Below are 26,089 nucleotides of genomic sequence, written 5' to 3'. Positions count from 1 at the left end.
CTCGGAACCCCAGCCACCTCACCGGAGTAGGAATTGATGACGACGACCGACATGCTGATCGACCGGATCAAGACGCACCGCGTCTTCGCACACCCGCTCTACGACCACTGGGCCGCGAAGCCCCCGTCCGCCGAGGTCACCGGCGCGCTCTTCCACCAGGTGCAGTCGTTCTGCGCCTCCACCCGGCCCGGCGGCGAGTTCCCGACCGCGCTGCGCGGCCTCGGGTGGGACGAGCAGGCGGTCCTCATCGAAGAGATCGTCGACAGCGAGTCCGGCCACGGCCCCGAACTCGCCACCATGGCGGGCCACATCGTGAACCGCACCGGCTCCCAGGTCTTCGACGACGTCTACGACACCGAGCGCGTCGAGGAGTGGCTCAAGACCTCCTCGGACCGGCTGCTCGCAGGCCTCCCCGGCTATGACCGCGAGACGGGCCTCACGGCTCAGGCGAAGGCCGCCATCGAGGTGTTCCGGCGCCGGTTCGCCAACGACGCCGAGACCACCGTCCGCAACCTCGGCACCGCGCTCGCGCTGGAGATCATCTCCAACCAGTCCCTGATCCCCGGCGAAAAGCGCGCCCTGATCGACTCCGGTCACTACAAGGCCGAACTCGACGAGCCGGAAATGCACTACATGGCGGAGCACTGGGGTGACGCCGGTGCCGAGCAGCAGCACGAAGCAAATGTGATCCGCGCCGTCTCGACCGTCATGGACGCGTCGAACAGTGAGCAAATAGAGCAGGGCGTCGAGGACTTCCTCGAATCGCTGTGCGCGCTGTGGGACGTCCTGGACGCAGCACTGCTCTCGTCCGGATTGCAGCCGGCCGCATAATTCTCTGCCGGACGGGCCGGCGGTTCGCGCCTCCATGCGGGCCGCCGGCCCGGCTGTCACCGGACACGATCCTGGGGTGGGTTATGAGTGTGTTCAACGAAATGGACGGGCACGAGCAGGTTCTGTTCAGCTCCGGCCCCGGCGGGCTCCGCTGCGTCATCGCCATTCATTCGACCCTGCTGGGCCCCGCGCTCGGCGGGGTGAGATTCCTTCCGTACGCCGATGACGACCAGGCGGTCGGTGACGCGTTACGCCTCTCCCGTGCGATGACCTACAAGGCGGCGTGCGCCGGACTGGATATCGGGGGCGGGAAAGCCGTCATATTCGGTGGCCCGGGTGTGGAGAAGTCCGAAACGCTGCTCCGTGCCTTCGGCCAGGCGGTCGAGAGCCTCTCGGGACGGTTCATCGCGGCCTGCGACATGGGCATCACCACCGCCGACCTCCGGATCATGAGCAAGGAGTCCCGGTGGATACGCGGCCTGGACGTGGAGGAGGGCGGCTCCGGCGAATCCGGCGCGATGACCGCGTACGGCGTGAACCTCGGTATCCGCGCCTGTCTGGACCACCTCGACGGCAGCGACAGCGTCGAGGGCCGCCACATCGCCATCGACGGTGTGGGGAAGGTGGGCGGACGGCTCGCGGCCCATCTCGCCGAAGGCGGCGCACGGCTGACCGTGGCCGACATCGACCAGGAGAAGGCCGAGCGGGTGGCCGAGGCATGCGGGGCCGAGGTCGTCAGCCGCGAGAAGCTCTACCTCCTCGACGCCGACGTCCTCAGCCCCAACGCGATCGGCAATGTCATCGACGCCGACCTCGTGGACAAGCTGCGCTGCCGGATCGTCGCGGGCGGCGCCAACAACCAGCTGGCCGCACCCACGATCGCGGATCGACTCGCGGCGCGGGGCGTCCTCTACGCACCGGACTTCGTGATCAACGCGCTCGGCCTCATCCAGGTGGTCGACGAACTGCATCCCGCCGGGCACGACATGAACCGGGTGCGGCAGCGCGCCGAGCTGATCCCGGAACGGCTCGTCGAGATCTTCACGAGGGCGAAGCACCTGAACATCAGCACCGCGGCCGCCGCGACCAGCATGGCCCGCGACCGCCTCGCGGCAGTACGAGGCGTCCGCTCGTTCTGGCTCCCGCCGAGGTGCGGGTGAGGGCCACCAAGGAAAGGGGAGGGAAGTGCCGATGCCGCCGACCGCGAAGAGGGGCGTTCGCTGATGGAGTTGGAGGCCGCCATCCGCACCCGCCGCAGCGCGCACCGGCTGATCGAACCCGCCCCCAGCGACGAGGAGTTCATCGATCTGCTCGGCTGGGCGGCGACCGCGCCCGATCACGGCCATCTCCGCCCCTGGCGGTGGATCCTCGTACGCGGTGACAGCCGGGCGGCGCTGGGCGAGGCCTTCGCGTCCGGCGCCACCGACACCGAAGCCGTCCGGCGCGAGGGGCGCAAACCACTGCGCGCCCCGCTGCTCGCGACCCTGGTCCTCGTGCCCCAGCGCAACCACCGCGTACCGGACTGGGAGCAGCTCGCCGCGAGCAGCGCGATGGTCAACTCGCTGATGCTCCTCCTGCACGGCAGGGGCTTCGGCAGCATGTGGCGCACCGGGTCCGCCGTCGACTCCGCCGACACCCGGAGCCTGCTGGGGCTCGCACCCCACGAGCGGCTCATCGGCTGGCTGTACATCGGCAGCCCGGACCCGACCCGGCGTACCGTCCCGCGCTCCCCGGTACCGGTCGACCACCGCGTCTCCCTGTTCACAGCCCCGCCCGACCCGGCCCCGCCCGAGCACCCGCGAGCCGAAATGATCAGATCTTGCCCCTGAGGGACCCGGCATGACCAGCGGAGACCAACCGCGACCAGCCTCAGTACCACGCGGCCGGAATTACCCTCCATAGACGATTATTTGACGTGATTCACAGGTCGGCTGCGTATGTTTCGCCGTATGTCCTCCACGCGCCCCCGCCAGCCCGGATCCCCGCTCACCCGCACCCTGCGGTTCCTCGGGGTGAGCGTTCTGGCGGGCGCGCTGGCCGCCGGGATCGCGTTGCCCGCGGTGGGCGCGCTGGGCCTGGGCGCCAAGAACGCGGCGCGGAGCTTCAACAATCTGCCCGACGTGTTCAAGACGCCGCCGCTGTCCCAGGCGTCCCAGATCTACGACGCCGACGGCGGGCTCATCGCCACGGTCTATGACCGGGACCGCACCGTCATCCCCGGCGACCAGATCGCCCCGGTCATGCGCAAGGCGCTGGTCGACATCGAGGACAACCGGTTCTACCAGCACGGAGCCGCGGACCTGCAGGGCGTACTGCGCGCCCTGAACAAGAACGCGGCCAGCGGCGGCGTGGCCCAGGGCGGCTCCACCCTCACCCAGCAGTACGTGAAGAACGTATTCGTCGAGCAGGCGGGCAGCGACCAGAAGGCGGTCCTCGAAGCCCAGCGCCAGACCCTCGGCCGCAAGATCCAGGAGCTGCGCTACGCCATCGAGCTGGAGCAGACCCTGCCCAAGGACCAGATCCTCACCAACTACCTGAACATCACGTTCTTCGGCGAGCAGGCCTACGGCGTCGAGGCCGCCGCCGAGCGCTACTTCAGCGCGCACGCCAAGGATCTCTCGCTGCCCCAGGCGGCCCTCCTGGCCGGGATCGTCCAGTCGCCGTCCATGTACGACCCGGTGACCAACGCACGCCTGGCCAAGCAGCGCCGCGACACGGTCCTGAGCAAGATGGCCCAGTACGGTTCGATCACCGCCGCTCAGGCTCAGCAGGCGATCAGCGCGCCGATCAAGCTCAAGATCAGCAAGCCGCGCCAGGGCTGCATCACCGCTCAGCAGGGCGAGGGCTTCTTCTGCGACTACGTACACCACGTCGTCGTCACCGATTCGGCGTTCGGCAAGACCGCCGCCGAGCGGCAGGCCCTGTGGAGCAGGGGCGGTCTGCAGATCCGTACGACGCTGGTGCCCAAGGCGCAGAAGGCCCTGCAGCAGTCGGTCACCTCGCACGCGTACACCACGGACGATGCGGCCGCCGTGATGAGCCTGGTCCAACCCGGCACCGGCAGGATCGTGGCCATGGGGCAGAGCCGGGAGTACGGCCTGGGCGCGCATCAGACGGAGATCAACCTCAACGTCGGCACGGACATGGGCGGCGGCCTGGGCTTCCCGACCGGCTCCACGTTCAAACCGATCGTGGCGGCCGCCGCCCTGGAGAAGGGCACGACCCCGGACCAGAAGTACCCGGCTCCCTACTCCATGCCCTGGCCCGCCATGTCCGACTGCGCGGGCCACACCTATCCGGAGAACGGCGAGGTGCACAACGACAGCCCGTCGCTGACCGGCCCGTTCGCCATGCCGGACGCGATGGCGCAGTCCGTCAACACCTACTTCGCCCAGCTGGAGGCCGACACCGGGCTGTGCGACGTGTCGAAGATGGCCAACGCGCTAGGCATCACGGAGCAGGCGGGCGGCACCAAGCTGCAGGTGGTCCCCTCGCTCACGCTGGGCAGCAACGACCTGACCCCGCTGGAGATGGCCAACGTGTACGCCACCTTCGCCAACCACGGTACGTACTGCACGCCGGTCGCCGTCACCTCGGTGACCAAGCCGGACGGGTCCAACGTCCCGGTGCCGCAGGCCAATTGCCACCAGGTGATGTCCGCGGAGACCGCCGACACCGTGACGACCATGCTCCTGGGTGTCGTCCAGGACGGCACCGGCAAGCCCGCGGGGCTCACCGATCGCGACAGCGCGGGCAAGACCGGCACCACCGATGAGAGCAAGCAGGTGTGGTTCGCCGGGTACACCCCCGAACTGTCCGGCGCCGCCGTCGTCAGCGACACCAGGAGCCCGCAGGACCTCGACGGCCAGAGCATCGCCGGCGAAACCATCGGCCAGGCCTTCGGCGGCACCCTCGCGGGACCCGTCTGGCGCGACTCCATCGAGGGAGCGCTCGCGGGACAGCCCGCCGGAACGCTCACCACGACGACGCTGCCCGGCGGCTCAAGGTCGGACGGCTGAGGTCAGGGGTTGTTGAGGTACGTGAGAACGGCGAGAACGCGGCGGTTGTTGCTGTCGTCGTCGGTGATGCCGAGCTTGCCGAACATCGACGTCGTGTACTTGCTGATCGCGCTCTCGCTGAGGAAGAGCCGCCGGCCGATGGCCTGGTTGGACAGGCCTTCGGCCATCAGGCCGAGCACGGAGTGCTCGCGTTCGGTGAGCCCTTCGAGCAGCCGGTTCGAGGACCCGCTGGCGAGCAGTTTGGCGATGACGGCCGGGTCCATGGCGGTCCCGCCGACGGCGACGCGCTCCAGGGCGTCGATGAACTGGTCCGCGTCGAACACGCTCTCCTTGAGGAAGTAGCCGATGCCACCGGCGCCGTCGGCCAACAGCTCGCGGGCGTAGAGCTGTTCCACGTGCTGGGAGAGGATCAGGACGGGCAGGCCGGGCGCTTCGCGGCGCGCGGCGAGGGCCGCGCGCAGGCCCTCGTCCGACTGGCTCGGCGGCATCCGCACGTCGACGACGGCAACGTCAGGCCGCCACTTCAGGAGGGCGTCGAGGGTCTCCGGGCCGGTGGCCGCCGTCGCCACCACCTCGTGTCCGTACGCCTCGATGAGGCGGACCATCCCGTCGCGCAGCAGGTAGAGGTCTTCGGCTACGACGATTCGCATGGCACCATCATCCTCACCCGCGTGGGGCCGCCTGCCGGGCTGGTGATTTCCAGCGTGCCGTCGAAGACCGCGAGGCGGCGGCGCAGCCCCGCGAGGCCACCGCCGGCCCGTACGCCGGCCCCGCCCCGACCGTCGTCCTCGACCTCCACGACGATGCCGGTGCCGTCGAAGGCGATGGAGATCCGGGCCCGGCTCGCGCGGGCGTGCTTGACCGCGTTGGTCACGAGTTCGGCGATGCCGAAGTACAGGGCGGACTCGATGGGTGGGTCCAGGCGCAGCTCGATGTCGGCGCCGACCGCCACCTCCAGCGGGCTGTCCAGGGCGAAGGCGCGTACGGCATCGATGAGTCCCCGCTCGTTCAGGACGGGCGGGTTGATGCCCTGGACGAGTTCGCGCAGCTCGGTCAGCGAGGTGGTGGCGCCGACCCGCGCCTCCCGCATCAGAGCCCTGGCCCGGACGGGGTCGGTGTCCATCAGCTTCTCGGCTGTCGCCAGCGACAGCCCGAGCGCGACCAGGCGCGCCTGGGCCCCGTCGTGGAGGTCCCGCTCGATCCGGCGGATCTCGGCGGCCTGCGCGACCGTGGTGTCCGCGCGCTGTGCGGTCAGCTCATCCACCCGGTCGGCCAGCGCCATCGCCGCCGACGCCCGCAGGAACCGTACGGCCACGGGCTCGACGGGCCGCCAGGCGTACGGGGAGGTGGCGAGGGCCACGACCATGCCGAGCGCTCCGACGAGGTGCGCTCCGAGACCGGACCGGCCGAACCCCAGGACCGCCGCGACCACCCCGGCGAGAGGGATGACCGCGACCACGCCCGCGGTGACCGGCACGATCGCCGCGAACCGCAGGTCGCGCCAGTTGGCGGGGTCGCTCCACCGGAGCCGCAGCTTCTGGTCGATGACGGCGTCGCGGCTGGTGCGCTCGTAACTGAAGCCGTTCCACCAGTACCCGGTGGACAGCCGCGTCACCGGCCCGGGCTGCCGGTATCCGGAGGGGATGACGGTCCCGGTCCACCGCGCTACGAGGTGGCGGACCGTCCGGCACACCGGGCGGGACAGGCCGAGCGTGCCCACGCAGACCAGTACGACGGGCGCGACCCACGACCACGGGTTCGCCGCTCCCCACCAGATCCCCAGCGCTATGGCGCCGGCCCACACAGCCGGGATCACCATGGTGGCCGCCACCACGACGCAGGCCCGGACGAACCCCACACAGACAGCCACCACCCACACTCCCAGCCGTCGCATGACCTTGCTCCTCCCTCTCCCTCACGACCCGGAATCGTGGCACGGGCAGTTCCCGCACGGCGCCCCCGGGCCGGTACGCCTTGCCGATCTCCACTCTGCACCGGCCGGAGCCTGTTACGCCCCAGGTCGGCCCAGGAGTGGGTCTGGACCCACCCACCGCGGCGTCCAGGCCCATACCGGCGGATCGATGCGCTTCCTAACGTCGACACGAAGCCGGACACAGCCATCACGAAGGAAGACGAGGGTCATGGAAACCACCAGCCGCACCACGCCCGGGGCAGCACACCTCACCAACTCCCAACGAGCTTTCGGCAAAGCGAAGTTGATCGTCGCGGCCTATGGTGCGCTGAGTGCCGCGGTCATGCTCACCGTGGTTGTCCGCGCCCTCACCGGACACACCGTGAGTTCGTTCATGTGGGGCCGGTCGGGCGGAGTGCTCGCGAGCGCCGCGGTGACTCACTGGCTGACTGTGCTCGCGGCACACGGAAAGCGATGGGCGTATGTGCGGGTGCGCGTCATCTCGGTCGTCGTGCCGATCGCGATCGTCGCCGTCGACATGATCCCGGGTGCCCTGCCGGGGTGGTTCGTCGCGATGCAGGTCGGATGCGCGCTCGCGCTCGGCGCGACGGCGTTCGTCGTCAACGGAGCCGGACTGCGCGCGGCCTTCGCCAAGTAGCGCCCGAACGGCCTGTGGTCCCTGTGCCGAGGTCGGTGAACCGGGGGAGAGCGTCGTCGAACTCTGCGGCGGCAGCGCCACGTTGTCGCGAGACCCGTCCTCGGGCCACTGGCGCTGGGCGGGGCGGGCCGCCGACGGCGCACACGGCGAGACCGGCGCCGCCTCGCACCACGCCACGAAGGAAGAGGCCGCAGCCCACGCGGGCGCCTTCCTCAAGGAGCATGCGGCCGACCGGAGTTAGGGCACGCGCCCCGCGTGGCATCGACCCACCCTGACGCAGGGGCGGCGCACGGTTTTATGATCGCTGCTCCGTGTACGAGGGGGGCTGGGGCATGGCGGCAGGCGGGTCGGCGGCGCGACGGGCGCAGGAGGCGCGGCGGCAGGAGCGGTTACTGCGGGAGCAGTGGCACGCGGCCCGCCGGGAGGCCTATCGGTGGGAGGCGGCCAGTGAGGGTGAACAGCGGGTCCACGCCCAGTTGTTGATGCTCACCGAGTACGGGTGGCGGTTGCTCGTGGACCGCCGCTGGCCGGGCACGCGGGCCGCCAATGTGGACATGCTCCTCGTCGGCCCGGGCGGTGTCTTCGTCATCGACGTCAAGAACTGGCGTTCCCCGCCGGAGACTTCGGGCGGCCGGCTCAGCGCCGGAGGTGAGCCGCGCGACGATCACGCGGCCAAACTGCTCGCCGTGACCAGGGTGGCCGAGGGGGCGGTCGCCTCCCTCGGCCTGTCCCCGGTGGCGGTCCAGCCGCTCATGGTCTTCGCGGGGCGGCGGATCGACACCGAGCTCGGCAGGATCCGGGTGCTGGGGGAGGGGGAGGTGGGGCCGGCGCTGATGCGGGAGCGCCGCGGGATGCGCCCCGAATCGGTTCGCGCGATCGCCGACCATCTGGAGCGGGTCTTCCCGGACTACGAGGGATCGGCCGTCGGCCGGCCCGAGGCCCCCGCTCAGTCCCAACAGGACCAATCCGACGGCCTGTTCGACCTCGAAGGTCTGCGGGACGCGGCCCTGGACGAGGCGTTACGGGCGCCCATCGAGCAGTGGATGACGTTCCTCCACCCCGATCAGGTCGCGCTCGTACGGCGCAACTGGGCGGGCCCGGCGCGCATCAGCGGCCCGGCGGGCACGGGCAAGACAGTCGTCGCCCTGCACCGCACCGCCCACCTCGCCCGGCGCGTCGGCGGCCGGATCCTGTACGTGACCTTCGCCAACAACCTGCCCCGGGTGCAGAGCCACTTCCTGAAGACCATGGCCCCCGCCGTCGCGGACCGGGTGGATTTCAGCAGCCTGCATTCGTGGGCCCAGGAGTTCCTGCGCGGCCGTGGCGTCCCGGTCCGGTTGCACAAGGAGAAGGCGACGACCGCCTTCAGCCTCGCCTGGATGCACGTAGGCCGCGACAGCCGCCTGGCCGAGATAGACCCGGCGTCGGACTACTGGCACGACGAGATCGACTACGTCATCAAAGGGCGCGGGATCACGACCTTCGAGGAATACGCGGCCGTGGTCCGCCGACGCCGCCGGACCGCGCTGCGCGAGACACACCGGCGGGCGGTGTGGGCCCTGTACGAGGCGTATGAGTCCCTGCGCGTCAAGAGCAGGGTGCACGACTTCAACGACGTGCTCACCCTCGCCCTGGCGGAGGCCCGGCGGTGTGCGCCGAGCCCGCCGTACGCGGCCGTCGTCGTGGACGAGGTGCAGGACCTCACCCTCGTCGGGGTGCGCCTGCTGCACGCCCTGGTCGGCGACGCGCCCAACGGGCTGCTCCTGGTCGGTGACGGCCAACAGGCCGTCTACCCGGGCGGGTTCCGCCTGTCCGATGCCGGTATCGACATTCGCGGCGACCGGGGGCAGGTGCTGCGTACCAACTACCGCAACAGCAAGCAGATCCTGGATGCGGCTCTCGAAGTGGTCGCCGACGACTCCTTCGAGGACATCGACGGCCTGCGCACGCCGGGCCGCCGGGAAGTCGAGCTGACCTACCACGACGGCCACGTCGTGCGAGTCACCAAGCCCACCCTCGCCGAACACGACCAAGCCCTCCTGGAAGCTCTGGCGGCGCTGCCCGCGGACGCGCTCGCCGATGTCGCCGTCCTGTGCCCGTCAGGGCGGACCATCGAGTGCTACCAGCGCCTGCTCACCCGGGCCGGGATCCCGGTGTGTCTGCTGGAGCACTACGACGGCCGCCCGGTGGGCGCGGTCAAACTCGGGTCGTACCGCAGGGCCAAGGGCCTGGAGTTCAAACACGTGTACCTGCCGCAGTACGACACCCTGCTGCAGGGCGGTGACACCCGTGGGGCGGACGCGGCCGAAACGGCGAGGGAGCGGGACGAGTTGGTCCGCAGCCGGCTGTTCGTCGCGATGACCCGCGCACGCGATGTGCTGTGGCTGGGCAGCGTGGCCCGATAGCGACCGGTGTCGCGGTCGTCCCGACGCCCCCGTGACGCCCCTCGAACCCACCCCCGGCAGCCAGTGGAACGATGCGGCGAAGCGGAACCCGGGGGAGCGGGAAATGACATCGAGCGTTCCGCAGGGCACAGTTGAAGATCCCGCACGTTATCGGTCTGTCGTACGATGCGTCATACCAGAGCCTGACGCTGTGCGTGGAACTTTGCCAACTGCGCACCGAGGGTGATGTATTGACGACTACGGTGAGTGGTCGACGATCAAAGTGGGCCTTACATCAGCCGAGTTGGGCCTGCCAGAATGATCCATGGGACCCCACGCACCGAGGACACCGATGTCTCATCTCCGCGCACCCGCCGCGCGGCCGGACCGCCGCGAGGGCGGGCGGCACGGCCGCAACGCCACCCGGCCGCAGCAGCCCACCGCCGACGCCGGGCATCCGGCCCCGGAAGGCCGGGCGCCGACGCCCCCCGGGCCGCGCCCGTCGCCCGAGTCCCGCATACGCCCGCAGCTGCTGCGCGCCGCGGTACTGCCCGCCACCGTGGCGGTGCTGTGCGGCGCGGCAGCCGTCGCCTTCACCCTGCACTCCACCGGCAGCCACCCCACCGTGGGGCTCTGGGCCATGCTCGCGGGCCTCGCCGTGCTCGCCATCGCCGCCCTGATCGCCGCCGGCATCGGCGCCGACCGGGCGGCCAAGACCGTGCTCGGCCGCGCCAACGGACTGCGCCGGGGCAGCGCCCGCTCGGCCGCCGACCTCCGTACGGTCGTCGAGGCCCTGCGGCGCGGCGAAGGGCCGCCCGCGCGCCGGGCACCGGCTCAACTGCCCGCCGGAGCCGACGAGTTCGAGCTGCTCGCGCACGAGCTGACCCGCTCGCACGACGCGGCCGTGGTCGCCGTGGTGCAGGCCTCCCAGCTCTCCAGCAGCGTCGGCAACGAGCAGAAGGTCGAGGTCTTCGTCAACCTCGCCCGCAGGCTGCAGTCCCTCGTCCACCGCGAGATCCAGCTCCTCGACGAGCTGGAGAACGAGGTGGAGGACCCCGAGCTGCTCAAGGGCCTCTTCCACGTCGACCACCTGGCCACCCGCATCCGCCGCCACGCCGAGAACCTCGCCGTGCTCGGCGGCGCCATCTCCAGGCGCCAGTGGTCGCACCCGGTCACCATGACCGAGGTCCTGCGCTCCTCGATCGCCGAGGTCGAGCAGTACCCCCGCGTCAAGCTGGTACCGCCGATCGACGGGACGCTGCGCGGCCACGCCGTCGCCGACGTCATCCACCTCCTCGCCGAACTCGTCGAGAACGCCACGGTGTTCTCGGCCCCGCACACCCAAGTCCTGCTGCGGGCCCAGTTCGTGACGGCCGGTCTGGCCGTCGAGGTGGAGGACCGGGGCCTCGGCATGCCGGTCACCGAGCAGAACAAGATGAACGCGCTGCTCTCCGACCCCGACCAGGTCAACGTCGCCCACCTCCTCCAGGACGGCCGCATCGGCCTGTTCGTGGTCTCCGCGCTGGCCCGCAGGCACGGCATCGCCGTCCGCCTCCAGACCAACATCTACGGCGGAGTCCAGGCCGTACTGGTGCTGCCGCAGGGCCTGTTGGGCGCCGAGCCCGAGGGCCTCAACCAGCAGGGACGGCCCCAGCCGCAGGCGGCGCAGAGCGTGGAGCGGGAGAGCACCGGCCAGATCCCCGTCGTGCCGTCGCCCCCTCAGGTGACCCAGCCCGCCGAGGTGAGCGTGCCTCTCCCGGCCGCCGTCCCCGCGCCCGCCATCGCTCCCGTACAGCCGGAGCCCGCACACCAGGCCCGGCCCGCCTTCGATCTGCTGCCCCCGCCCCGCCAGCACCTGGCCGAGCCCACCGCGGCCGGACACGGCAGCGGCCCGCTGCCCGTGCGCGGGGCGCACGACGAGCGGCCCAACCCGGCCGCCGCACCCCCCGGCACCCACCACGGCGCGGCCCCCGAGCCCGTCGAAGCACGGGTGCCCGTCACCCCGAGAGCCCAGAACGGAGCCGTGCGCGGCACCATGGGCCGCCCCGATCTACCCCGGCGCCGCAGCCAGGAACACCTCGTACCCCAGCTGCGGGACGCGCCCGCACCCCGCAAGGAAGACGAACACGCCCTGCACGACCCGGGGTTGATGGCCGCCTTCCAACGGGGCATCGGCCTCGCCGAAGCACAGCAGAGCCACCCCGCACAGCCGACCCACCAGTCCCCCCAGGCGCTCCAGTCGGAAACTGACGCCGAACACTCCAAGGAGTAGATGCACCATGGCGAGCGATGCGCCGACCGGACACGTCTCGGACCTCGACTGGCTGCTGAGCGGACTGGTCCAGCGGGTGCCCTACACCCGCAATGCGGTTCTGCTCTCCTCCGACGGTCTGGTGAAATCCGTTCACGGCCTGGACACCGACAGCGCCGACCACATGGCGGCACTCGCCTCCGGCCTCTACTCCCTCGGCCGGAGCGCGGGGGCCCGCTTCGGTGACGGGGGCGAGGTCAGGCAGGTCGTGGTGGAGCTCGACTCCACGCTGCTGTTCGTGTCCACGGCGGGATCGGGCACCTGTCTCGCCGTCCTCGCCGGCCGGGAGGCCGACGCGGCGGTCCTCGGCTACGAGATGGCCATGCTCGTCAAGAGCGTACGGCCCTATCTCGTGACGCCGGCCAGGCAGGGAGCCGGGACACCGAGCGGCTTGAGGAGTTGACCGTGGCGGCCCCACAGGACGGGCCGTGGCTCGACGACGCGGCCGGGCGGTTGATCCGTCCCTACACGGTGAGCAACGGCCGCACCCGGCCGACCGCGACCCTGGACCTGCTCTCGCAGGTGATGGCCACCGGCGCGATCCCGCAGACGCACCTGGGCCCCGAGCACTCGCAGGCCCTCGGCCTGTGCAAGGGGCCCACCTCGGTGGCGGAGATCTCGGCGCACTTACGGCTGCCGGCCGTCGTCACCAAAGTGCTCCTGTCCGACCTGGTGGACTGCGGGGCGGTGACCGCACGAGCCCCCCGCTTCCACCACACACCCACCGACCGATCTCTGCTGGAGGCAGTGCTCGATGGCCTACGACGACGGCTTTGACGCCCCGTCCGACGGGGACGCCGTCGACCAGTTCCCGACCGCGTTGAAAATCCTCGTCGCGGGAGGGTTCGGGGTCGGCAAGACGACCTTTGTCGGGGCGGTCAGCGAGATCGAACCGCTCTCCACCGAAGAGCTCCTCACCACCGTCAGCGTGGCCCACGACAGCCTCGCGGGAGTCGAGTCCAAGACCACCACGACGGTCGCCATGGACTTCGGCCGCATCACCCTGGACGACCACCACGTGCTCTACCTGTTCGGCACGCCCGGGCAGGAGCGCTTCTGGTTCATGTGGGACGAGCTGTCCGAGGGGGCCCTGGGCGCGGTGATCATCGCCGACACCCGGCGGCTCGACGAATGCTTCTCCGCCGTCGACTTCTTCGAGCGGCGGGGCATCGGATTCCTCGTCGCCGTCAACGAGTTCGACGGTTCCTACCGCTACGACCCGGAGGAGGTGCGGGCCGCCATAGACCTCAAGCCCGAGGTCCCCGTCGTGCTGTGCGACGCCCGCATCGGCAGCTCCGGCATCCGGACGCTGGTCACTCTCGTCCAGCATCTGCTCGCCACCATCCCGGCAGCCACCAGCCATGGAGCTTGACATGACGTACGACCCGACCGGACACCTCCTGCTCACCCCCGTCGACCGGGAGGCGCCGGTCCGCGTCCAGCGGCTGCGGCAGCTGGGCATGGGGGAGTGGCCCGACCCGGCCTTCGACGAGTTCGCGCGCAAGCTCGCCGAGGTGACCGAGGCGCCCTTCTCGATGGTCAACTTCATCGATGAGAACCAGCAGTTCTTCGCCGGCCTGCACACCCCGAACGGTGCGCACACCGGCTCGGACCTGGCCGCCGCGTCCGGCGGAGTGAGCCGGATCATGGCCCGCGACCACGGGTACTGCCCGCACGTCGTGGTCCGTCGCAAGGCGCTGGTCCTGGAGGACGTGTGCGACTACCCGCGGTTCGCGGGCAACCCGGTCGTGGACGAGATCGGCATCCGCTCCTATCTCGGGGCGCCGCTCATCGACCGTACGGGCATCGCGCTCGGCACGATCTGCGTCGTGGACACCGAGCCGAGGCCCTGGGGCCGGGCCGGCCTGGAGACCATCAAGTCCATGGCCGCTGAACTCATCGAGCAGATCCACCGGCGCGAGGACGGCCGTATCTGAGCCGCCCCCGCCGCACGTACGGTCAGTGGGCCGCGGCCAGTTCCTCCATGCGCACCAGATCGGAGAGCCGCTGCGACCACTGGCCCTTCGCCGTGCCGAGGGCCACCTCGGCCAGCCTCAGCAGCTGTACGTCCGAGGTGCCGGCCGGGGCGAAGATGTGGTGGGCGTCGCGCAGGTAGCGCTCGATGGGGCGGTCGGTGAACAGCCCGGCCGCCGCGTGGATCTCCATGGCGTTGCGCGCGGAGTCCAGCGCCGACTCGACGTTGACGACCTTCGCGTTCATGAGCTCCGCGTCGCAGGGCAGCCCCTGGTCGAGCAGATGGACCGCGTGGTAGGCGACGAGCCGGGCCGTCATGAGGCGGGACTTCACCTGCCCCAACTTGATTTTGATGTTGGGGAGTTCATGCAGAGGCTTGCCGTAGCGGATCCGCTCCGTGCAGAATCTGGCGGTCTCCTCAAGGATCGCCTGGTGGATGCCGAGCGACACGGCGGTGAGGTTGGCCCGCCCGTACAGCACGCTGGAGGAGTACGCGACGGCGAGCCCGTCACCCTCATCGCCGAGCCGATTGGCCACGGGGACACGGCAGTTGTCGAAACGGACCTCGCCGAAACTGAAGCCGTGCAGGCCCATCGCCTCGCGGTGCTCGCCCAGCGAGAAGCCCGGCCGGTCCGACTCCACGAGGAAGGCCGAAAGCCCCTTCGAGCCCGGTCCGGTACGCAGGATCACCCCGTGGAGATCGCCGACGTGGCTGTTGCCGACGTACACTTTTCGGCCATTGAGCAGGTAGTCGTCGCCGTCGCGGACCGCGCTCGCCGCCATTCCCAGGACATGACCGCCGGACTCCGGCTCGGTCACGGCGATCGTCGGCAGGCACTCGCCTGCGGAAACGGCCGGGAGCCAGCTCTTCTTCTGCTCCTCGCTGCCGAAGTGCACGATCTTGGCGACGCCGAGCTGGGAGGCCTGCACCATGGCGCCCATCGCGCCGCTCACCCGGGACAGCTCCTCGATGATGATGGTCTTGCCGAGGTGGCCGACCCCCATCCCGCCGTATGCGGGGCTCACGGTGGCTCCTATCCAGCCCTGCCGGGCGATGAGCCGCGACAGCTCGTGCTGGACGGTGCGCGCCGTCTCCATCTCGGCGATCCGCGGCCGGACCTCACGTTCCGCGAAGTGCCGTACGTCTTCCCTGAGTTGTTGGTGCAGTCGGCTGTTGAAGTATCCGTCCATCCGCGAGCCCTCCTCCGCGAAACGCCTGCCGCGGGAGGCCGTGGCAGGTGGTGCATCGGCAGTGGTCCCGTCCCGAAGAGGCCGACCTCCTCATGCTGTGGATCACCTTCGCTTCGTACAACATTCACCGTCAACTTTGGCTGGAATCAGGCGGGTTGACGTTTGAATGGCGATGTGTTGTGTGCGGGCCGGCCCGTTCGGTCCCAGTCGATTGCATCCCCTTCACGCAACTATCTGCCACATGCCAACGGCAAAGGTTTCGTGGGCATGTGGCACTGAGGGCCAGGAAGCGGAATCAGATGGGCACGGTCATGACATCCAAGGACAAGTGCAGAACCGATTCGGCTTCGACATCGACGAAAACGACCTTCCCTTCCTGCATGTGGGTGAATGATCGAGGCCCGCAGTGCCGTAGGGGCGGCAGTCCTCGCTTCGCTGGGGTGGCGTCGGGTGGCGAACCAGGTGGCGAGGCGGGGGTGCCGTGCCGCACGCGACGGGGTTGAGCGGCCGGCTGGGAACCGCGCGCGGGCTCCTCGATCACTGCGCTGACCTGGTGGTGTTCCCTACGGAGAGCGGCCCGGCGGGGCTCGGCTCGGCGGCGGCGAAGGCGGCTGCGGATCTTGGCGCGCCAGGTGGCGCGTCACGCCGGTGGCCCCGCATGAGTCCTCGACGGAGTTGCGGGTCGTGTGTCTTGATCCGCAACTCCTCTTCTCTGTCGGTGAGTTGATCGGTTCTGAAAGAGCCGACGACACCTATCCGTCCCTCTGGCGGTTGCGCTCGGGTGTGGCGCGTTGGGGTGTGGCCCGGCGCATGCGGTGTGCGGACGTGGTGCGCGGCGCGTGCCGGAGCGTGCGATGCGGAATCGGATGCCGCCCTGGTCAGGGTCTGCTGCCTCCGGCGCGGTCCGGCCGGCGAGCGCCTGCTTCCGGACACCGGCCGCCCGACGCGAAACGGGGGTTGACCGAGCGGCCCCCGCTGCCGCACGGGCCCTCGCGGCCCCTGAGGTGTGGGGAAGTGGTGAGGAATTCGGCCACCCGGTGGGCCGGGCGGACGCTCGCCGGGTAGACGTTCGCCGGGCCGACGCAAGCAGGCGGCTGCCGCGATGTACCTGCCCTGGGCACCGGCATCGAGAACAATGCGCAGCATGCCCCTGGACGACAGGGCCCGCCGGTCGGTACGTCCCGTGCACCGGCGCGGCGCGGGCGTCCCGCGGCTCCACCGCCAGCCCCCACCGCAACACCGCCCGACGTGAAGGAAGTTGACATGACCGACCTCCGTATCGGCGTCATCGGATACGGCATGCGCGGCACCATCGCGCGCACCGCACACCGGCCCGGTCGCGGCTCCGTCGTCGCCGCCGTCGCGGACCCCGACCCGAGGGCCCGCGAGGCCGCCGCCGCGGCCTTCCCCGGCGCGCTCGTCTCGTCCGATCACCGCAAGGTGATCGAGGCCGAGGACCTCGACGCCGTGCTCGTCCTCACCCCCGACCACACCCACGCCGACCTCGCCTGCGCCGCCCTGCTCGCCGGGAAGCCGGCCTTCGTCGAGAAACCCCTGGACATCACGGTGGAGCGCTGCGACGAGATCCTGCACACCGCCCGCGAAACCGGCACCCGGCTGTACGTGGGCCACAACATGCGGCACATGCCCGTAGTCCGGATGATGCGCGACCTCATCGGGCGGGGCGCCATCGGCACCGTCAAGACGGTCTGGGTGCGCCACTTCGTGGGCTACGGCGGCGACTGGTACTTCAAGGACTGGCACGCCGAGCGGCAGTACACCACCGGCCTCCTCCTGCAGAAGGCGGCGCACGACATCGACGTACTGCACTGGCTGTCCGGCGGCTACACGCGCGACGTCCAGGCCATGGGCGACCTGATGGTGTACGGGGACAACCCGCACCGGCGGGCCCCCGGCGAGCCCAAGACCGAGGACTGGTACACCGAGGACGGCCACTGGCCGCCGCACACCCAGCGCGCGCTCAACCCGGTCATCGACATCGAGGACGTCTCCCTGCTCAACATGCGCCTCGACAACGGTGTCCTCGCCTCCTACCAGCAGTGCCATTTCACCCCCGACTACTGGCGCAACTACACGGTGATCGGAGACGCGGGCCGGCTGGAGAACTTCGGCGACGGTCCCGGCGGCCAGGTGAAGGTGTGGAATTCCCGGCGTTCCGAGTACCGCGCCGAGCCCGACGAGACGTACGACATCCCCAAGGCCGAGGCCGACCAGGGGCACGCCGGGGCGGATCCGCTGATCATCGACGAGTTCCTGCGCTTCGTGCGCGTCGGGGGCGTCACCGACACTTCGCCGGTCGCGGCCCGCATGGCGGTCGCGGCGGGCTACCAGGCCACAGCCTCGCTGCGGGCCGGCGGCACCCCGCGCGAGGTGCCCCGGCTCGACCCCGAGCTCGTGGCGTACTTCGAGCGGGGGCAGCGGCACGACGCCGACTGAGGGCGCGGCTCGCGTCCCTCGACGGCGAGGAGCGGCTGGCCGTGATCCTGATCGACTCGTCGCTCCGAGCAAGATCCTGGACGCGCACTCCGTGCCCGGCGGTCGGTGGACGCCGCCGAGGGCCGCCGTGTGCGCCCCGGGAAAGGGGTTCGTGACCACCCAGGGAAGTGCGGTATTGTTCTCATGCACGAACGGCCGGGGGAAACCCCAGGTCAGACGGGCATCGGGACGTGGCGCAGCTTGGTAGCGCACTTGACTGGGGGTCAAGGGGTCGCAGGTTCAAATCCTGTCGTCCCGACTGGAGACAGTCGCAGGTCACAGGGCCGGTTTCGGAGAAATCCGAAACCGGCCCTTGATCGTTTTGGGGCGCGGCGTCCCTGCTCAGCGATTGGTGAGGTGGCGGCGCATGAGGCGCGCGCGGCGCTGGTCGGCGGTGACACGCGGCGGGATCGTCATGTGATGGGCGCGGATCAGCGGGTGCCGTGGATGCAGAAGGGCTGGCCGGACGGGTCGAAGAGGACCGTCCAGTGCTTTCCGCCGGGCTGGTGGCCGGGTTTGGTGGCGCCGAGCTCCGCCAGGCGCTTCTCGGCCGCCGTGACGTCGGGGAAAGAGAAGTCCATGTGGAACGGCAGCTCCTCCTCGGGCCAGCGCGGGGCCCGATAGGAGGGGGAGGTGTAGAAGAGGTACATCGCGCCGTTGACGTAGAAGGCGCAGGCGGCCTCGGCGCCGTTTTCGCCGGGGTAGGTCTGAGAGACCTCGGTGCCGAGGGCGGTGGCGTAGAAGTCGGCGAGCTGCCGTCCGTCGCGGGCCCACATCGCATGGCACATGATCTTTCCGGCCAGGGCGCCGGTCGTGCCGTTGTTCTCGTCGCTCATGGTGATTCCTTGTGCGTGGTGGCGCGGGTGGGGCAGCGGGTCAGCGGACGACCTTGATGCCGAAGTGGCCGCCGAACTGATGGCCCGGGCCGAAGCCGATCGCGGAGTGCACGTGTGCGTACATCTCCATGCCGCGGGCGCAGACGAGCGGGCCGAGGTCGAGGATGTCGGTCCAGCCGTAAGCCTTGAGGAGGTCCGTGGCCTGCTGCTTGGCGTCCGGGTCGTCGCCGGCGACGAACATGGTGTGGTCGCCTCCGCCGACGCTCGCGGGGTCGACGACGGTGGTCTGCTCCTGGGTGACGAAGGACTTCACGACCCTGGTGCGGGGCAGGGCGCGCTGGATCTGCTCGCCGAGGCTGTCGCTGTCGCACGGGTCCAGCTTCGGCATGATCCCCCACGGCGTGGCCCAGGGGTGCTCAGGGGAGTGCCGGTAGATGAACGGGACGGCGTAGTCGATGAGTGTCTTGCCGTCGAGCTGGTCGGCGATGGCGGACAGGGCCGCCACGGCGTTGTGGCCGTCGATGCCGTTGATCACCAGTCCGTCGGAGGCGGCCGCGGCGTCGCCGAAGGAGTGCAGCTCGACGCCGGGGTGCTCGGCGAGGAAGTCCTTGAAGGGCGCGGTGCCCATCATGTCGGGCTCGGTGCGGGCCAGGGTGGCATGGACGTCGCGGGTGCCGACGTGGACCTCTTCGCCCAGCTCGGCGAGCTTGGCGATGTGGGCGCGGGCACCGCCGCCCGTGCCGAGAACAGTGACCTTCATGGTGAAACCTCCTGATTTGCCCCGTGTGGTCTCCACCGTAGAGGCCTTTCAGGACAAGTCGTGTCCTTTGACGTGGGCATCATGGGATTCATGACGAGCGACATGACCGCCCGCATGCTGCGACTGCTTTCCCTGCTCCAGACCCGGCGAGAATGGTCCGGCGCCGATCTCGCCGACCGCCTCGACGTGACCGTGCGCACCGTCCGCCGCGACATCGACCGACTGCGCGAACTCGGCTGTCCCGTCGACAGTGCACGCGGGCACGCCGGTGGCTACCGCCTCACCTCCGGCAGCGACCTGCCGCCCCTTCTCCTCGACGACGAGGAAGCGGTCGCCATCGCCGTCGCCCTGCGCACCGTCGCCGGCGGCCTGACCGGCATCGAGGAGACCGCCCTGCGGGCCCTGGCCAAGCTCGAACAGGTCCTGCCCAGCCGTCTGCGCGGCCAGGTCACCGCCCTCCAGAGCTCACTCGCCGGCATCACCTGGGAGGAACAGGGGCCACGCGCCGATTCCGCCCTGCTGGCCGCCCTCGCCGTCGCCTGCCGCGACCACGAGATCATCACCTTCGACTACACCACCCGCCAGGGCGCCGCCACCCGGCGCCGCGTCGAGCCGTGCCACCTGGTCGACTCCGGTGGCCTGTGGTACCTGATCGCGCACGACATCGACAAGGACGACTGGCGCCTCTTCCGGCTCGACCGCCTCACCGACGCCACGCCCACCGGCCGACGCGTCCCGCCCCGCCCCGTACCCGGCGACGACCCCGCCGCCTTCGTCGCGAGCCGACTCTCCGCCGTCCCCACCCGCTACCGCGCCATCGCCACCATCCACGCCCCCGCCGACCACGTCCGCACCCGCGGCCTGGCCACTCGCCTGACCCTCATCGACGAGCGCACCTGCCGCCTCGACGCGTCCGACGACCGCCTGCCCCGTATCGCCCAGACCCTCGCCGGCCTCGACTCCGCCTACACCCTCGACGCCGACCCCGAGGTGATCGACCATCTCCGCGCCATCGCCCACCACGCCCTGCGCGCACTGAGCTGAACTAGCGGGCAGAGGTGGGGAGTTGAGCAGGGGGCAGGCTCGTACGGTCGGGCAGAGGCGGGGCGGTCACGGGGCGAGCACCGGGAGTGCGTGCGGGGCCACGTCCAGGGTGTAGCGGGCGGCAGCGCCGGGGAGCAGATCGCCGTCGTACTCGAAGACGAGCGGCTCCCCGTCGGTGCGCTCCACCATGATGCGACGGCCCCGCGCGTACACGATTCCGGGGCCGCCGACATGGCTGCCGTCGCGACACAGCCGCAGGAGCTCGGGGAGGGGCAATGCCGTGCCCGCGACGCAGACGTCGAGCAGCCCGTCGTCCATGACGGACCGCGGAAGGATCATGAACTGGCCGCCGCGGTGGCGGCCGCCCCCCACACAGACCGAAGCCGTCGGGCCGGCGTGGACGACCTCGCCGTCGACGGTGACCCGGCCCGGATACGGGCGGAACGCCTCGACCGCGCGGGCCAGCGCCTCCTCGTAGCGGGCCCGGCCCGTCTCGGCGACGGTGCGCGCCGTGACCAGCGTCTGGGCCGCGAGCCCGGACGATGCGCCGAGCAGCACGAGGCCGTCGGTCTCGGCGACGCGAGCCAGGTCGATCCGCCGCACGCGCGGCCGCGAGAGAGCGCTCTCCAGGGCCTCCTGCCAGGGCCGGTCGGACCAGATCTCGCGGTAGAAGGAGTTGCCCGTGCCGAACGGCAGCACAAGCAGCGGAACCCGCCCCTCCGCGGGGGCTGCCTCGTGCAGGCCGGTCATGAGGTCATGGGCGGTGCCGTCGCCGCCGAGGGACACCACGAGGGCCGGGCCGCCCCGCTCGCCCACCGCAAAGGCGAGCTTGTGGGCATGGCCCGGCCGCTCGGTCACAGCCAGCTCGACTGCCGCGCCGACCCCCGCAATCCGCCGGACGACTGCCTCCGACATCTCCCGTGTGTACGTTCCCGCGGCCGGATTGGCCACTACCAGAACGGACTTGAGAGATGGAGTCATCGGCGGACACCTCGTCGCGACAGGCGGCTCTTCGGCTGTGGCGGAGAGGGCAGGATTCGAACCTGCGAGGGCTTTCACACCCGGACCGGAAAGCACCGGAACCCCGTTGGACCGCTTCGGGTACCTCTCCCCGTACGCCTCGTTCCCGCGTACGTTCCAATCCTGCGGGGGCGGGCTGAGATTTCGCTGAGACGGCGCTGAGACCGCGGGCGGGGTTCAGACACAGGCTCTCAGGCGGCCGGCTCCGGTGCGCCCAGGCCGCGGTGGGCCAGTCCGAGCACGGCGGCCGTTACCGCCTCGACGTCGATGGGCTCCGCGCCGCTGATCAGGTCGTCGAGCAGCCCGTGCGCACCGTGGAACAGCATGCGGCAGGTGAGCCCGACGTCCCCGGACCGGAAGGCGCCCGCGAGTGCGCCGCGGCCGATGAACTCCGCCATCAGGTCGATGACCCGCTGGTTCGAACTCCGGCACAGGTCAAGGGACTTGGCGTTCGCCGAGCGGTAGACGACGCGGTGCAGCTCGGCGTTCTCGACGGCGTGCGCCACCAGTGCGCGCACCAGCCGGTCGAGCGTAGGCCACCAGGCCCCGCCCTCGTCGAGGAGCGCCCGGGTCGTCACCAGGAACCGGTCGACGTACTCCTCCCACATGGCGCCGAGCAGATGGTCCTTGGAGTCGAAATAGAGGTAGAACGTGCCCTTCGCGACCTCGCCCGCCTCGGCTAGCTCGGCGACGGTGGCGTCCGCGAAGCCCTTCTCGCGGAAGACCTCGGCGGCGCCGCTCAGTAGTGCGGCGCGGCGGTCCTCGGGACTCCTGGTGACCCGCTTGCGGCGCGGGCGGTTCGGGGGGCTGGTGGTGGCCATGAACTCGCCTCCGGTCGCGGGGAGTTGGGTCATGGCCCAATCTACCCTCCTGGTGACTGACCGCCAGTCATTGCGCATTGACTGACTGACCGTCGGTCATTATGTTGCGAGTGCCAGACCGAACCCGGACCCCCTCACGTGAGGATCCGTACATGAGCGAGACCATCGGCGCCGGCACGGCGGATGCCCCCCGGAAGGGGCTGCTGCTCGCCTTCCTCTGCTTCGGCGTGTTCATGGTGTACCTCGACGCCACGATCGTGAACGTGGCGCTGCCGAACATCCAGCACGAACTCACCGCAGGAATAACCCAGTTGCAGTGGATCGTGGACGCCTACGCGCTCGCGTTCGCCTGCCTGCTGCTCACTTCGGGCACCCTCGGGGACATCCTCGGACGCAAGAAGCTCTTTCTCGGCGGCCTCGCCGGCTTCACCCTCAGCTCGGTGATGTGCGCGCTCGCCGGATCCATCGGCGTGCTGCTCGTGGGCCGGGCCCTCCAGGGCATCTGCGGCTCGGTCATGATCCCGGTCTCGCTCGCCCTGGTCTCCGCCGCCTACACCGAACCGGCCGCCCGGGCCAAGGCCATCGGCATCTGGGCGGGCATCGGCGGCGTCGCGCTCTCCGCCGGTCCGGTGGCCGGCGGACTGCTCGTGGACCACGTCGGCTGGCAGAGCATCTTCTGGATCAACGTGCCCATCGGGGTGCTCGCCGCGCTCGTGCTCGCCCGGCTGCTCACCGAGAACCGCTCCCCGCGCGCCCGCCAACTCGACCTGGTGGGGCAGGCGTTGTTCATCGTCGCGATCGCCGCCCTCGCGTACGCGCTCATCGAGGGCAACAGCAGGGGCTGGGCCTCGGCGCTCATCGTCGGATCGTTCGCGCTCTCCGCGGTGACGCTGGTCCTCTTCGTGTTCTGGGAACTGCGCCGACCCGACCCGATGCTTCCCCTGAAACTGTTCCGCAGCCCGGTCGTCGCGGTCGCCGGAGCCGTCAACTTCCTCAGCCTCTTCGGCCTGTTCGCCGCGATCTTCCTGCTCACCCTCGTGCTGCAGAGCCTCCAGGGACTGAGCAGCGTGGAGACCGGCGTCCGCTTCCTCGCGCTGACCGTACCCATCATGATCGCCTCGTTCGCGGCGAGCGTGGTCGCCGCCAAGGCCGGCCCCCGCCGGCCCATCGTCGTCGGCTCCGTCCTGTCCGCGGCCGGGCTCTACGGCCTGACCGCGCTCGACGTGGACACCGGCTTCCGCGGCTACTGGTGGGCCCTGGCGCTGCTCGGCGTCGGTGTCTCCTTCACCGGCGCCCCGGCCACGGTCGCCCTGCTCGGCTCGGTCCCGCCCGAGCAGGCGGGCACGGCCTCCGGCATCTCCAACACCTTCCGGCAGGTCGGCGCGGTGTTCGGCGTCGCACTCGCCGGCGCCCTGCTCCTTCGCCACCTGAGCGACGCCCTGCCGGGAGCGCTCTCAGCGGCCCCCCTCCCGCAGCAGGTCCGCGACCGCGCCTACGACCAGCTCAACGGCGGCGACCTGTCGCAGGCCGGAACGCTGCCACCCGGCGTGCGCGGGACCGTCATGGACGCCGTCAGCCCCGTCTTCCTCGACGGCATGCACCTGGTGATGGAGGTCGCAGCCGCGGGCACCCTCGTCGGCGGGCTGTGCGCGCTGGTCTTCCTGCGCCGCCGAGGCGGCGACGCCGCACCGAAGCGGGCCGAGTCGGCCCAGCCCGAGGCCGCCATGGGCCGGAGGCAGGGATGAGCGAGCCCGCGCTACTGATTCAACTCGCCTCCTGGGCAAGCAAGTTGGATGTAGCCGACGCGCCGGACCGGGTGGTCGCCCACCTCAGGAGCCAGCTGCTCAGCCAGCTCGCCGCCGCCCGCGCCGGATACGGACACCCGCTGGGCGAAAGGATCGCCCAGGCGTACGGGAGCGCTCTCCAGGACGATCCCGAGCGCGCCGCGCACTCCCTGGCCATGGCCACCATCTGCCTGGACTTCGACGACACCGCGTACGCGGGCCACCTCTCCCACTCCTGCGTCAACGTCCCCCTGGTGTACGCCGGGCCGCTCGGCCTCGACGGGCGGCGGCTCGCGAGCGCGATCCTGGCGGCCAACGAATGCGCGGCCCGCATCACCGCCGCCGCCACGCTCGGCCCGTTCCGGGGCCAGACCGCCGGGCACACCCACCTCGCCGGAGCGGTGGCAGGCAGGCTGCGCGCCGAGAGCGCTCTCACGGACATTTGGGTGAACGCGCTGGGCCTCGCCTTCACCACCCCCACCTGGACGCTGCCGCGCGGCTTCTTCACCACCGACGCCAAGCTCTGCACGGCCGCCGTTCCGGTACGCATCGGCCTCGGCGCCTGCGACGGCGCCCGCGCGGGGCTCAGCGGCCCGGCGGACGTCCTCGAACACCCCCAGGGCTTCCTGAACCGGTTCGCCGCGCTGCCGCTGCCCGAGGAGGCGGTCGGCGGGCTCGGCACCCTCTGGTACACGGAGACCCTCTCGTACAAGGTGCACCCCGGCAGCGCCTACCTCAGCGCGGCCATCGACTGTGCGGCCCAAATCGGCACCCAATCAAGGGAGTTGACGGTCGATGACATCGCCGAGGTCGTGGTAGAGGGCTCGCTCTTCACCAGCGGCCTCGACCGGCTCACCCGCTCCGAACAGGTAGGTCCCCGCTCCAGCGTCGCCGCCCTCAACTTCTCCGTGCCCTATAACGTGGCGACCGCCCTGCTCACCGGGTCCCTGGAGCCCGCCGACCTCGCGCCCCCCTATGTGACCCGGCCGGAACGCTGGGCGCTCGCCGCGAAGGTACGCACGGTCCACGACCCGGCACTGAGCCGGGCCGCGCTCCTCGGCACCGCCCCGCTCGGGCAGGCGCTGCGGCGCGCGGGGCAGCGGGCCGCAGGCTGGGCCGGGGCGGCCGGCCGGGAAGCCGTCGACGCGCTCCCGCCGGACTGGCTGGCCCCGGCGGACGACTTCCGCTGGGCGACGAAGGATCTGGGCGCCCGGGTCACCGTACGGCTGCACGACGGCCGCGAACTCCGCGCCGAGCGCCGCACCGCCGTGGGCGCGGCCGGCAGCACGGACGGGCCGGGCCACGAGGAACTGGCGCGCCGCAAGTTCCTGCGCTGTGGCGGCCACCCGGAAGTCGTCGAACTCGCCAGGAATCTAACGGAGTTGGACGCCCGTGAGGTGGCGCATCTCGTCGAGCTGGCGCTGGGCGATCTGGGCGAGGGCGTATCCATCCGGCGGCCTCAGTCCGGGCGGCCGGCGCCCGCGAGCTCCGCTGCCGAGCCGGGGGAAGCCGAGTCGTCCCCGCTCCGGAAGCCCGAGGCCATGTGGGATACGGCCGGGCTGGAGGCGGCCTACGACGGGCTGTTCCGCGCGGCTTCCCAGAGCCGTCTCGGCGCCGCGGTGGACGGCGCGGCTCGGGGCGACGTCGACCGTACGCTCGCACATCTCGCCCTCAGCGACCGCCTGTTGGCGGGCGTCGCACGGCAGGTGCTCGACGGGGCGCGGGCGCCCGTGCTCGACAATGCGGCGGCCACCGATCCCGCGGCGATCGACGCGCTCGTCATGGCGGCGGACCGGGCCGTTCTGGCCGAGCTCGTCCGGCGGAACGCAGCCGAGTTCGTCGGGCTGCTCGCCCGCACCCCGGACCGGCGACAGACCGCCGATGTGCGGGTGCGGCTCGTGAACGAAGCCGGGGAGGAACTGTTCAGCGGGTCCGTCCCATGGGGAGAGATCGTCCGCATGCGGGCCGAGGAGCAACTGCCGGGGCACGCGGCTCGGATCAACTCGCCCTAGGGGCAAGCCGGTTGAGCGATGAGCGAGGCAGAGGTA

23 protein-coding genes and 2 tRNA genes are annotated in these 26,089 nt (G+C 70.8%); 17 read left to right on the top strand and 8 right to left on the bottom strand.

Annotated elements, in window-relative coordinates; translation table 11 throughout:
• Nucleotides 1-36: 36 nt before the first annotated feature.
• The 4 genes from ACWC2B_RS06525 (at nucleotide 37) to ACWC2B_RS06510 (ending at nucleotide 4,850) form a co-directional block, all read left to right on the top strand.
• Nucleotides 37-831 carry a hypothetical protein gene (locus ACWC2B_RS06525; protein WP_450715317.1) on the top strand — a complete coding sequence of 265 codons (795 nt, stop codon included), beginning with the start codon at nucleotides 37-39 and terminating at the stop codon, nucleotides 829-831.
• Between the two features lie 83 nt (nucleotides 832-914).
• Entirely contained in the window at nucleotides 915-1,991 is a 1,077-nt protein-coding gene (locus ACWC2B_RS06520; protein ID WP_450715316.1) for a Leu/Phe/Val dehydrogenase, read from the top strand.
• A 63-nt stretch (nucleotides 1,992-2,054) separates the two neighbouring features.
• Entirely contained in the window at nucleotides 2,055-2,660 is a 606-nt protein-coding gene (locus ACWC2B_RS06515; RefSeq protein WP_450715315.1) for a nitroreductase family protein, read from the top strand.
• Nucleotides 2,661-2,780: 120 nt separating this feature from the next.
• Nucleotides 2,781-4,850, top strand: a complete 2,070-nt coding sequence (locus ACWC2B_RS06510; protein ID WP_450715314.1) for a transglycosylase domain-containing protein — start codon at nucleotides 2,781-2,783, stop codon at nucleotides 4,848-4,850.
• A 2-nt stretch (nucleotides 4,851-4,852) separates the two neighbouring features.
• Here ACWC2B_RS06510 and ACWC2B_RS06505 read toward each other — a convergent pair whose 3' ends face one another.
• Nucleotides 4,853-5,500: a response regulator transcription factor gene (locus tag ACWC2B_RS06505; protein ID WP_450715313.1), complete on the bottom strand. Its 648-nt coding sequence runs from the start codon at nucleotides 5,498-5,500 to the stop codon at nucleotides 4,853-4,855.
• A complete protein-coding gene (locus tag ACWC2B_RS06500; RefSeq protein WP_450715312.1) occupies nucleotides 5,485-6,744 on the bottom strand; it encodes a sensor histidine kinase in 1,260 nt (419 codons plus the stop codon). Before ACWC2B_RS06500 ends, ACWC2B_RS06505 begins: the two co-directional genes overlap by 16 nt.
• A 247-nt stretch (nucleotides 6,745-6,991) precedes the next feature.
• On the opposite strand from ACWC2B_RS06500, the gene ACWC2B_RS06495 reads away from it, so the two are divergent.
• The 8 genes from ACWC2B_RS06495 to ACWC2B_RS06460 all read left to right on the top strand — a co-directional run bounded on the left by ACWC2B_RS06495 (nucleotide 6,992) and on the right by ACWC2B_RS06460 (nucleotide 14,052).
• Nucleotides 6,992-7,420: a hypothetical protein gene (locus tag ACWC2B_RS06495; RefSeq protein ID WP_450715311.1), complete on the top strand. Its 429-nt coding sequence runs from the start codon at nucleotides 6,992-6,994 to the stop codon at nucleotides 7,418-7,420.
• Between the two features lie 82 nt (nucleotides 7,421-7,502).
• Entirely contained in the window at nucleotides 7,503-7,661 is a 159-nt protein-coding gene (locus tag ACWC2B_RS06490) for a hypothetical protein (protein ID WP_450715310.1), read from the top strand.
• 91 nt (nucleotides 7,662-7,752) lie between these two features.
• The gene (locus ACWC2B_RS06485; protein ID WP_450715309.1) at nucleotides 7,753-9,825 is read left to right on the top strand and encodes a UvrD-helicase domain-containing protein; all 2,073 of its coding nucleotides are present in this window, start codon (nucleotides 7,753-7,755) and stop codon (nucleotides 9,823-9,825) included.
• A gap of 331 nt (nucleotides 9,826-10,156) precedes the next feature.
• The gene (locus ACWC2B_RS06480) at nucleotides 10,157-12,076 is read left to right on the top strand and encodes an ATP-binding protein (protein ID WP_450715308.1); all 1,920 of its coding nucleotides are present in this window, start codon (nucleotides 10,157-10,159) and stop codon (nucleotides 12,074-12,076) included.
• Nucleotides 12,077-12,083: 7 nt separating this feature from the next.
• Nucleotides 12,084-12,518: a roadblock/LC7 domain-containing protein gene (locus ACWC2B_RS06475; RefSeq protein ID WP_053730984.1), complete on the top strand. Its 435-nt coding sequence runs from the start codon at nucleotides 12,084-12,086 to the stop codon at nucleotides 12,516-12,518.
• Nucleotides 12,519-12,520: 2 nt separating this feature from the next.
• A complete protein-coding gene (locus ACWC2B_RS06470) occupies nucleotides 12,521-12,892 on the top strand; it encodes a DUF742 domain-containing protein (protein ID WP_450715307.1) in 372 nt (123 codons plus the stop codon).
• On the top strand, nucleotides 12,870-13,487 hold the full coding sequence (locus ACWC2B_RS06465; RefSeq protein ID WP_450715306.1) for a GTP-binding protein: 618 nt from the start codon (nucleotides 12,870-12,872) through the stop codon (nucleotides 13,485-13,487). The genes ACWC2B_RS06470 and ACWC2B_RS06465 overlap by 23 nt, the downstream gene beginning before the upstream one ends.
• A gap of 1 nt (nucleotide 13,488) precedes the next feature.
• A complete protein-coding gene (locus ACWC2B_RS06460; RefSeq protein ID WP_450715305.1) occupies nucleotides 13,489-14,052 on the top strand; it encodes a GAF domain-containing protein in 564 nt (187 codons plus the stop codon).
• 22 nt (nucleotides 14,053-14,074) lie between these two features.
• Here ACWC2B_RS06460 and ACWC2B_RS06455 read toward each other — a convergent pair whose 3' ends face one another.
• Nucleotides 14,075-15,280, bottom strand: coding sequence for an acyl-CoA dehydrogenase family protein (locus ACWC2B_RS06455; RefSeq protein ID WP_450715304.1), 1,206 nt, complete (start codon nucleotides 15,278-15,280; stop codon nucleotides 14,075-14,077).
• Nucleotides 15,281-16,543: 1,263 nt separating this feature from the next.
• On the opposite strand from ACWC2B_RS06455, the gene ACWC2B_RS06450 reads away from it, so the two are divergent.
• Nucleotides 16,544-17,737, top strand: a complete 1,194-nt coding sequence (locus ACWC2B_RS06450; RefSeq protein ID WP_450715303.1) for a Gfo/Idh/MocA family protein — start codon at nucleotides 16,544-16,546, stop codon at nucleotides 17,735-17,737.
• A gap of 224 nt (nucleotides 17,738-17,961) precedes the next feature.
• Nucleotides 17,962-18,035: transfer RNA gene (locus ACWC2B_RS06445), tRNA-Pro, on the top strand.
• 172 nt (nucleotides 18,036-18,207) lie between these two features.
• On the opposite strand, the gene ACWC2B_RS06440 is transcribed toward ACWC2B_RS06445, so the two are convergent.
• Nucleotides 18,208-18,612 carry a VOC family protein gene (locus ACWC2B_RS06440; RefSeq protein WP_450715302.1) on the bottom strand — a complete coding sequence of 135 codons (405 nt, stop codon included), beginning with the start codon at nucleotides 18,610-18,612 and terminating at the stop codon, nucleotides 18,208-18,210.
• A gap of 40 nt (nucleotides 18,613-18,652) precedes the next feature.
• A complete protein-coding gene (locus ACWC2B_RS06435) occupies nucleotides 18,653-19,372 on the bottom strand; it encodes an NADPH-dependent F420 reductase (RefSeq protein ID WP_450715301.1) in 720 nt (239 codons plus the stop codon).
• 90 nt (nucleotides 19,373-19,462) lie between these two features.
• On the opposite strand from ACWC2B_RS06435, the gene ACWC2B_RS06430 reads away from it, so the two are divergent.
• Nucleotides 19,463-20,416 carry a helix-turn-helix transcriptional regulator gene (locus tag ACWC2B_RS06430; protein ID WP_450715300.1) on the top strand — a complete coding sequence of 318 codons (954 nt, stop codon included), beginning with the start codon at nucleotides 19,463-19,465 and terminating at the stop codon, nucleotides 20,414-20,416.
• 66 nt (nucleotides 20,417-20,482) lie between these two features.
• Here ACWC2B_RS06430 and ACWC2B_RS06425 read toward each other — a convergent pair whose 3' ends face one another.
• From ACWC2B_RS06425 to ACWC2B_RS06415, 3 genes are all read right to left on the bottom strand, one after another.
• Complete coding sequence (locus ACWC2B_RS06425; RefSeq protein ID WP_450715299.1) at nucleotides 20,483-21,397, bottom strand: diacylglycerol/lipid kinase family protein; 915 nt, start codon at nucleotides 21,395-21,397, stop codon at nucleotides 20,483-20,485.
• Between the two features lie 38 nt (nucleotides 21,398-21,435).
• Nucleotides 21,436-21,527 (bottom strand) — tRNA-OTHER (locus ACWC2B_RS06420).
• Nucleotides 21,528-21,627: 100 nt separating this feature from the next.
• Nucleotides 21,628-22,290, bottom strand: a complete 663-nt coding sequence (locus ACWC2B_RS06415; RefSeq protein ID WP_450715298.1) for a TetR/AcrR family transcriptional regulator — start codon at nucleotides 22,288-22,290, stop codon at nucleotides 21,628-21,630.
• 119 nt (nucleotides 22,291-22,409) lie between these two features.
• Here ACWC2B_RS06415 and ACWC2B_RS06410 point away from each other — a divergent pair, with 119 nt between their 5' ends.
• Together ACWC2B_RS06410 and ACWC2B_RS06405 are read left to right on the top strand one after the other, a co-directional pair.
• Complete coding sequence (locus ACWC2B_RS06410; protein ID WP_450715297.1) at nucleotides 22,410-24,002, top strand: MFS transporter; 1,593 nt, start codon at nucleotides 22,410-22,412, stop codon at nucleotides 24,000-24,002.
• Nucleotides 23,999-26,053 (top strand): MmgE/PrpD family protein, encoded by a 2,055-nt coding sequence (locus tag ACWC2B_RS06405; protein ID WP_450715296.1) that lies wholly within the window; start codon nucleotides 23,999-24,001, stop codon nucleotides 26,051-26,053. Before ACWC2B_RS06410 ends, ACWC2B_RS06405 begins: the two co-directional genes overlap by 4 nt.
• Nucleotides 26,054-26,089: the final 36 nt, after the last annotated feature.

The organism is Streptomyces sp. NPDC001415 (genome assembly GCF_053597395.1).
The sequence above is the reverse complement of the archived record's forward strand: the minus strand, read 5'-3'. Positions and strand labels throughout refer to the sequence as shown.

What these genes read in the sequence shown, in the direction of transcription:
- ACWC2B_RS06525 (WP_450715317.1), top strand. Translation starts at nt 37, where the DNA reads ATGACGACGACCGACATGCTGATCGACCGGATCAAGACGCACCGCGTC.
- ACWC2B_RS06520 (WP_450715316.1), top strand. Translation starts at nt 915, where the DNA reads ATGAGTGTGTTCAACGAAATGGACGGGCACGAGCAGGTTCTGTTCAGC.
- ACWC2B_RS06515 (WP_450715315.1), top strand. Translation starts at nt 2,055, where the DNA reads ATGGAGTTGGAGGCCGCCATCCGCACCCGCCGCAGCGCGCACCGGCTG.
- ACWC2B_RS06510 (WP_450715314.1), top strand. Translation starts at nt 2,781, where the DNA reads ATGTCCTCCACGCGCCCCCGCCAGCCCGGATCCCCGCTCACCCGCACC.
- ACWC2B_RS06505 (WP_450715313.1), bottom strand. Translation starts at nt 5,500, where the DNA reads ATGCGAATCGTCGTAGCCGAAGACCTCTACCTGCTGCGCGACGGGATG.
- ACWC2B_RS06500 (WP_450715312.1), bottom strand. Translation starts at nt 6,744, where the DNA reads ATGCGACGGCTGGGAGTGTGGGTGGTGGCTGTCTGTGTGGGGTTCGTC.
- ACWC2B_RS06495 (WP_450715311.1), top strand. Translation starts at nt 6,992, where the DNA reads ATGGAAACCACCAGCCGCACCACGCCCGGGGCAGCACACCTCACCAAC.
- ACWC2B_RS06485 (WP_450715309.1), top strand. Translation starts at nt 7,753, where the DNA reads ATGGCGGCAGGCGGGTCGGCGGCGCGACGGGCGCAGGAGGCGCGGCGG.
- ACWC2B_RS06480 (WP_450715308.1), top strand. Translation starts at nt 10,157, where the DNA reads ATGTCTCATCTCCGCGCACCCGCCGCGCGGCCGGACCGCCGCGAGGGC.
- ACWC2B_RS06475 (WP_053730984.1), top strand. Translation starts at nt 12,084, where the DNA reads ATGGCGAGCGATGCGCCGACCGGACACGTCTCGGACCTCGACTGGCTG.
- ACWC2B_RS06465 (WP_450715306.1), top strand. Translation starts at nt 12,870, where the DNA reads ATGGCCTACGACGACGGCTTTGACGCCCCGTCCGACGGGGACGCCGTC.
- ACWC2B_RS06460 (WP_450715305.1), top strand. Translation starts at nt 13,489, where the DNA reads ATGACGTACGACCCGACCGGACACCTCCTGCTCACCCCCGTCGACCGG.
- ACWC2B_RS06455 (WP_450715304.1), bottom strand. Translation starts at nt 15,280, where the DNA reads ATGGACGGATACTTCAACAGCCGACTGCACCAACAACTCAGGGAAGAC.
- ACWC2B_RS06450 (WP_450715303.1), top strand. Translation starts at nt 16,544, where the DNA reads ATGACCGACCTCCGTATCGGCGTCATCGGATACGGCATGCGCGGCACC.
- ACWC2B_RS06440 (WP_450715302.1), bottom strand. Translation starts at nt 18,612, where the DNA reads ATGAGCGACGAGAACAACGGCACGACCGGCGCCCTGGCCGGAAAGATC.
- ACWC2B_RS06435 (WP_450715301.1), bottom strand. Translation starts at nt 19,372, where the DNA reads ATGAAGGTCACTGTTCTCGGCACGGGCGGCGGTGCCCGCGCCCACATC.
- ACWC2B_RS06430 (WP_450715300.1), top strand. Translation starts at nt 19,463, where the DNA reads ATGACGAGCGACATGACCGCCCGCATGCTGCGACTGCTTTCCCTGCTC.
- ACWC2B_RS06425 (WP_450715299.1), bottom strand. Translation starts at nt 21,397, where the DNA reads ATGACTCCATCTCTCAAGTCCGTTCTGGTAGTGGCCAATCCGGCCGCG.
- ACWC2B_RS06415 (WP_450715298.1), bottom strand. Translation starts at nt 22,290, where the DNA reads ATGACCCAACTCCCCGCGACCGGAGGCGAGTTCATGGCCACCACCAGC.
- ACWC2B_RS06410 (WP_450715297.1), top strand. Translation starts at nt 22,410, where the DNA reads ATGAGCGAGACCATCGGCGCCGGCACGGCGGATGCCCCCCGGAAGGGG.
- ACWC2B_RS06405 (WP_450715296.1), top strand. Translation starts at nt 23,999, where the DNA reads ATGAGCGAGCCCGCGCTACTGATTCAACTCGCCTCCTGGGCAAGCAAG.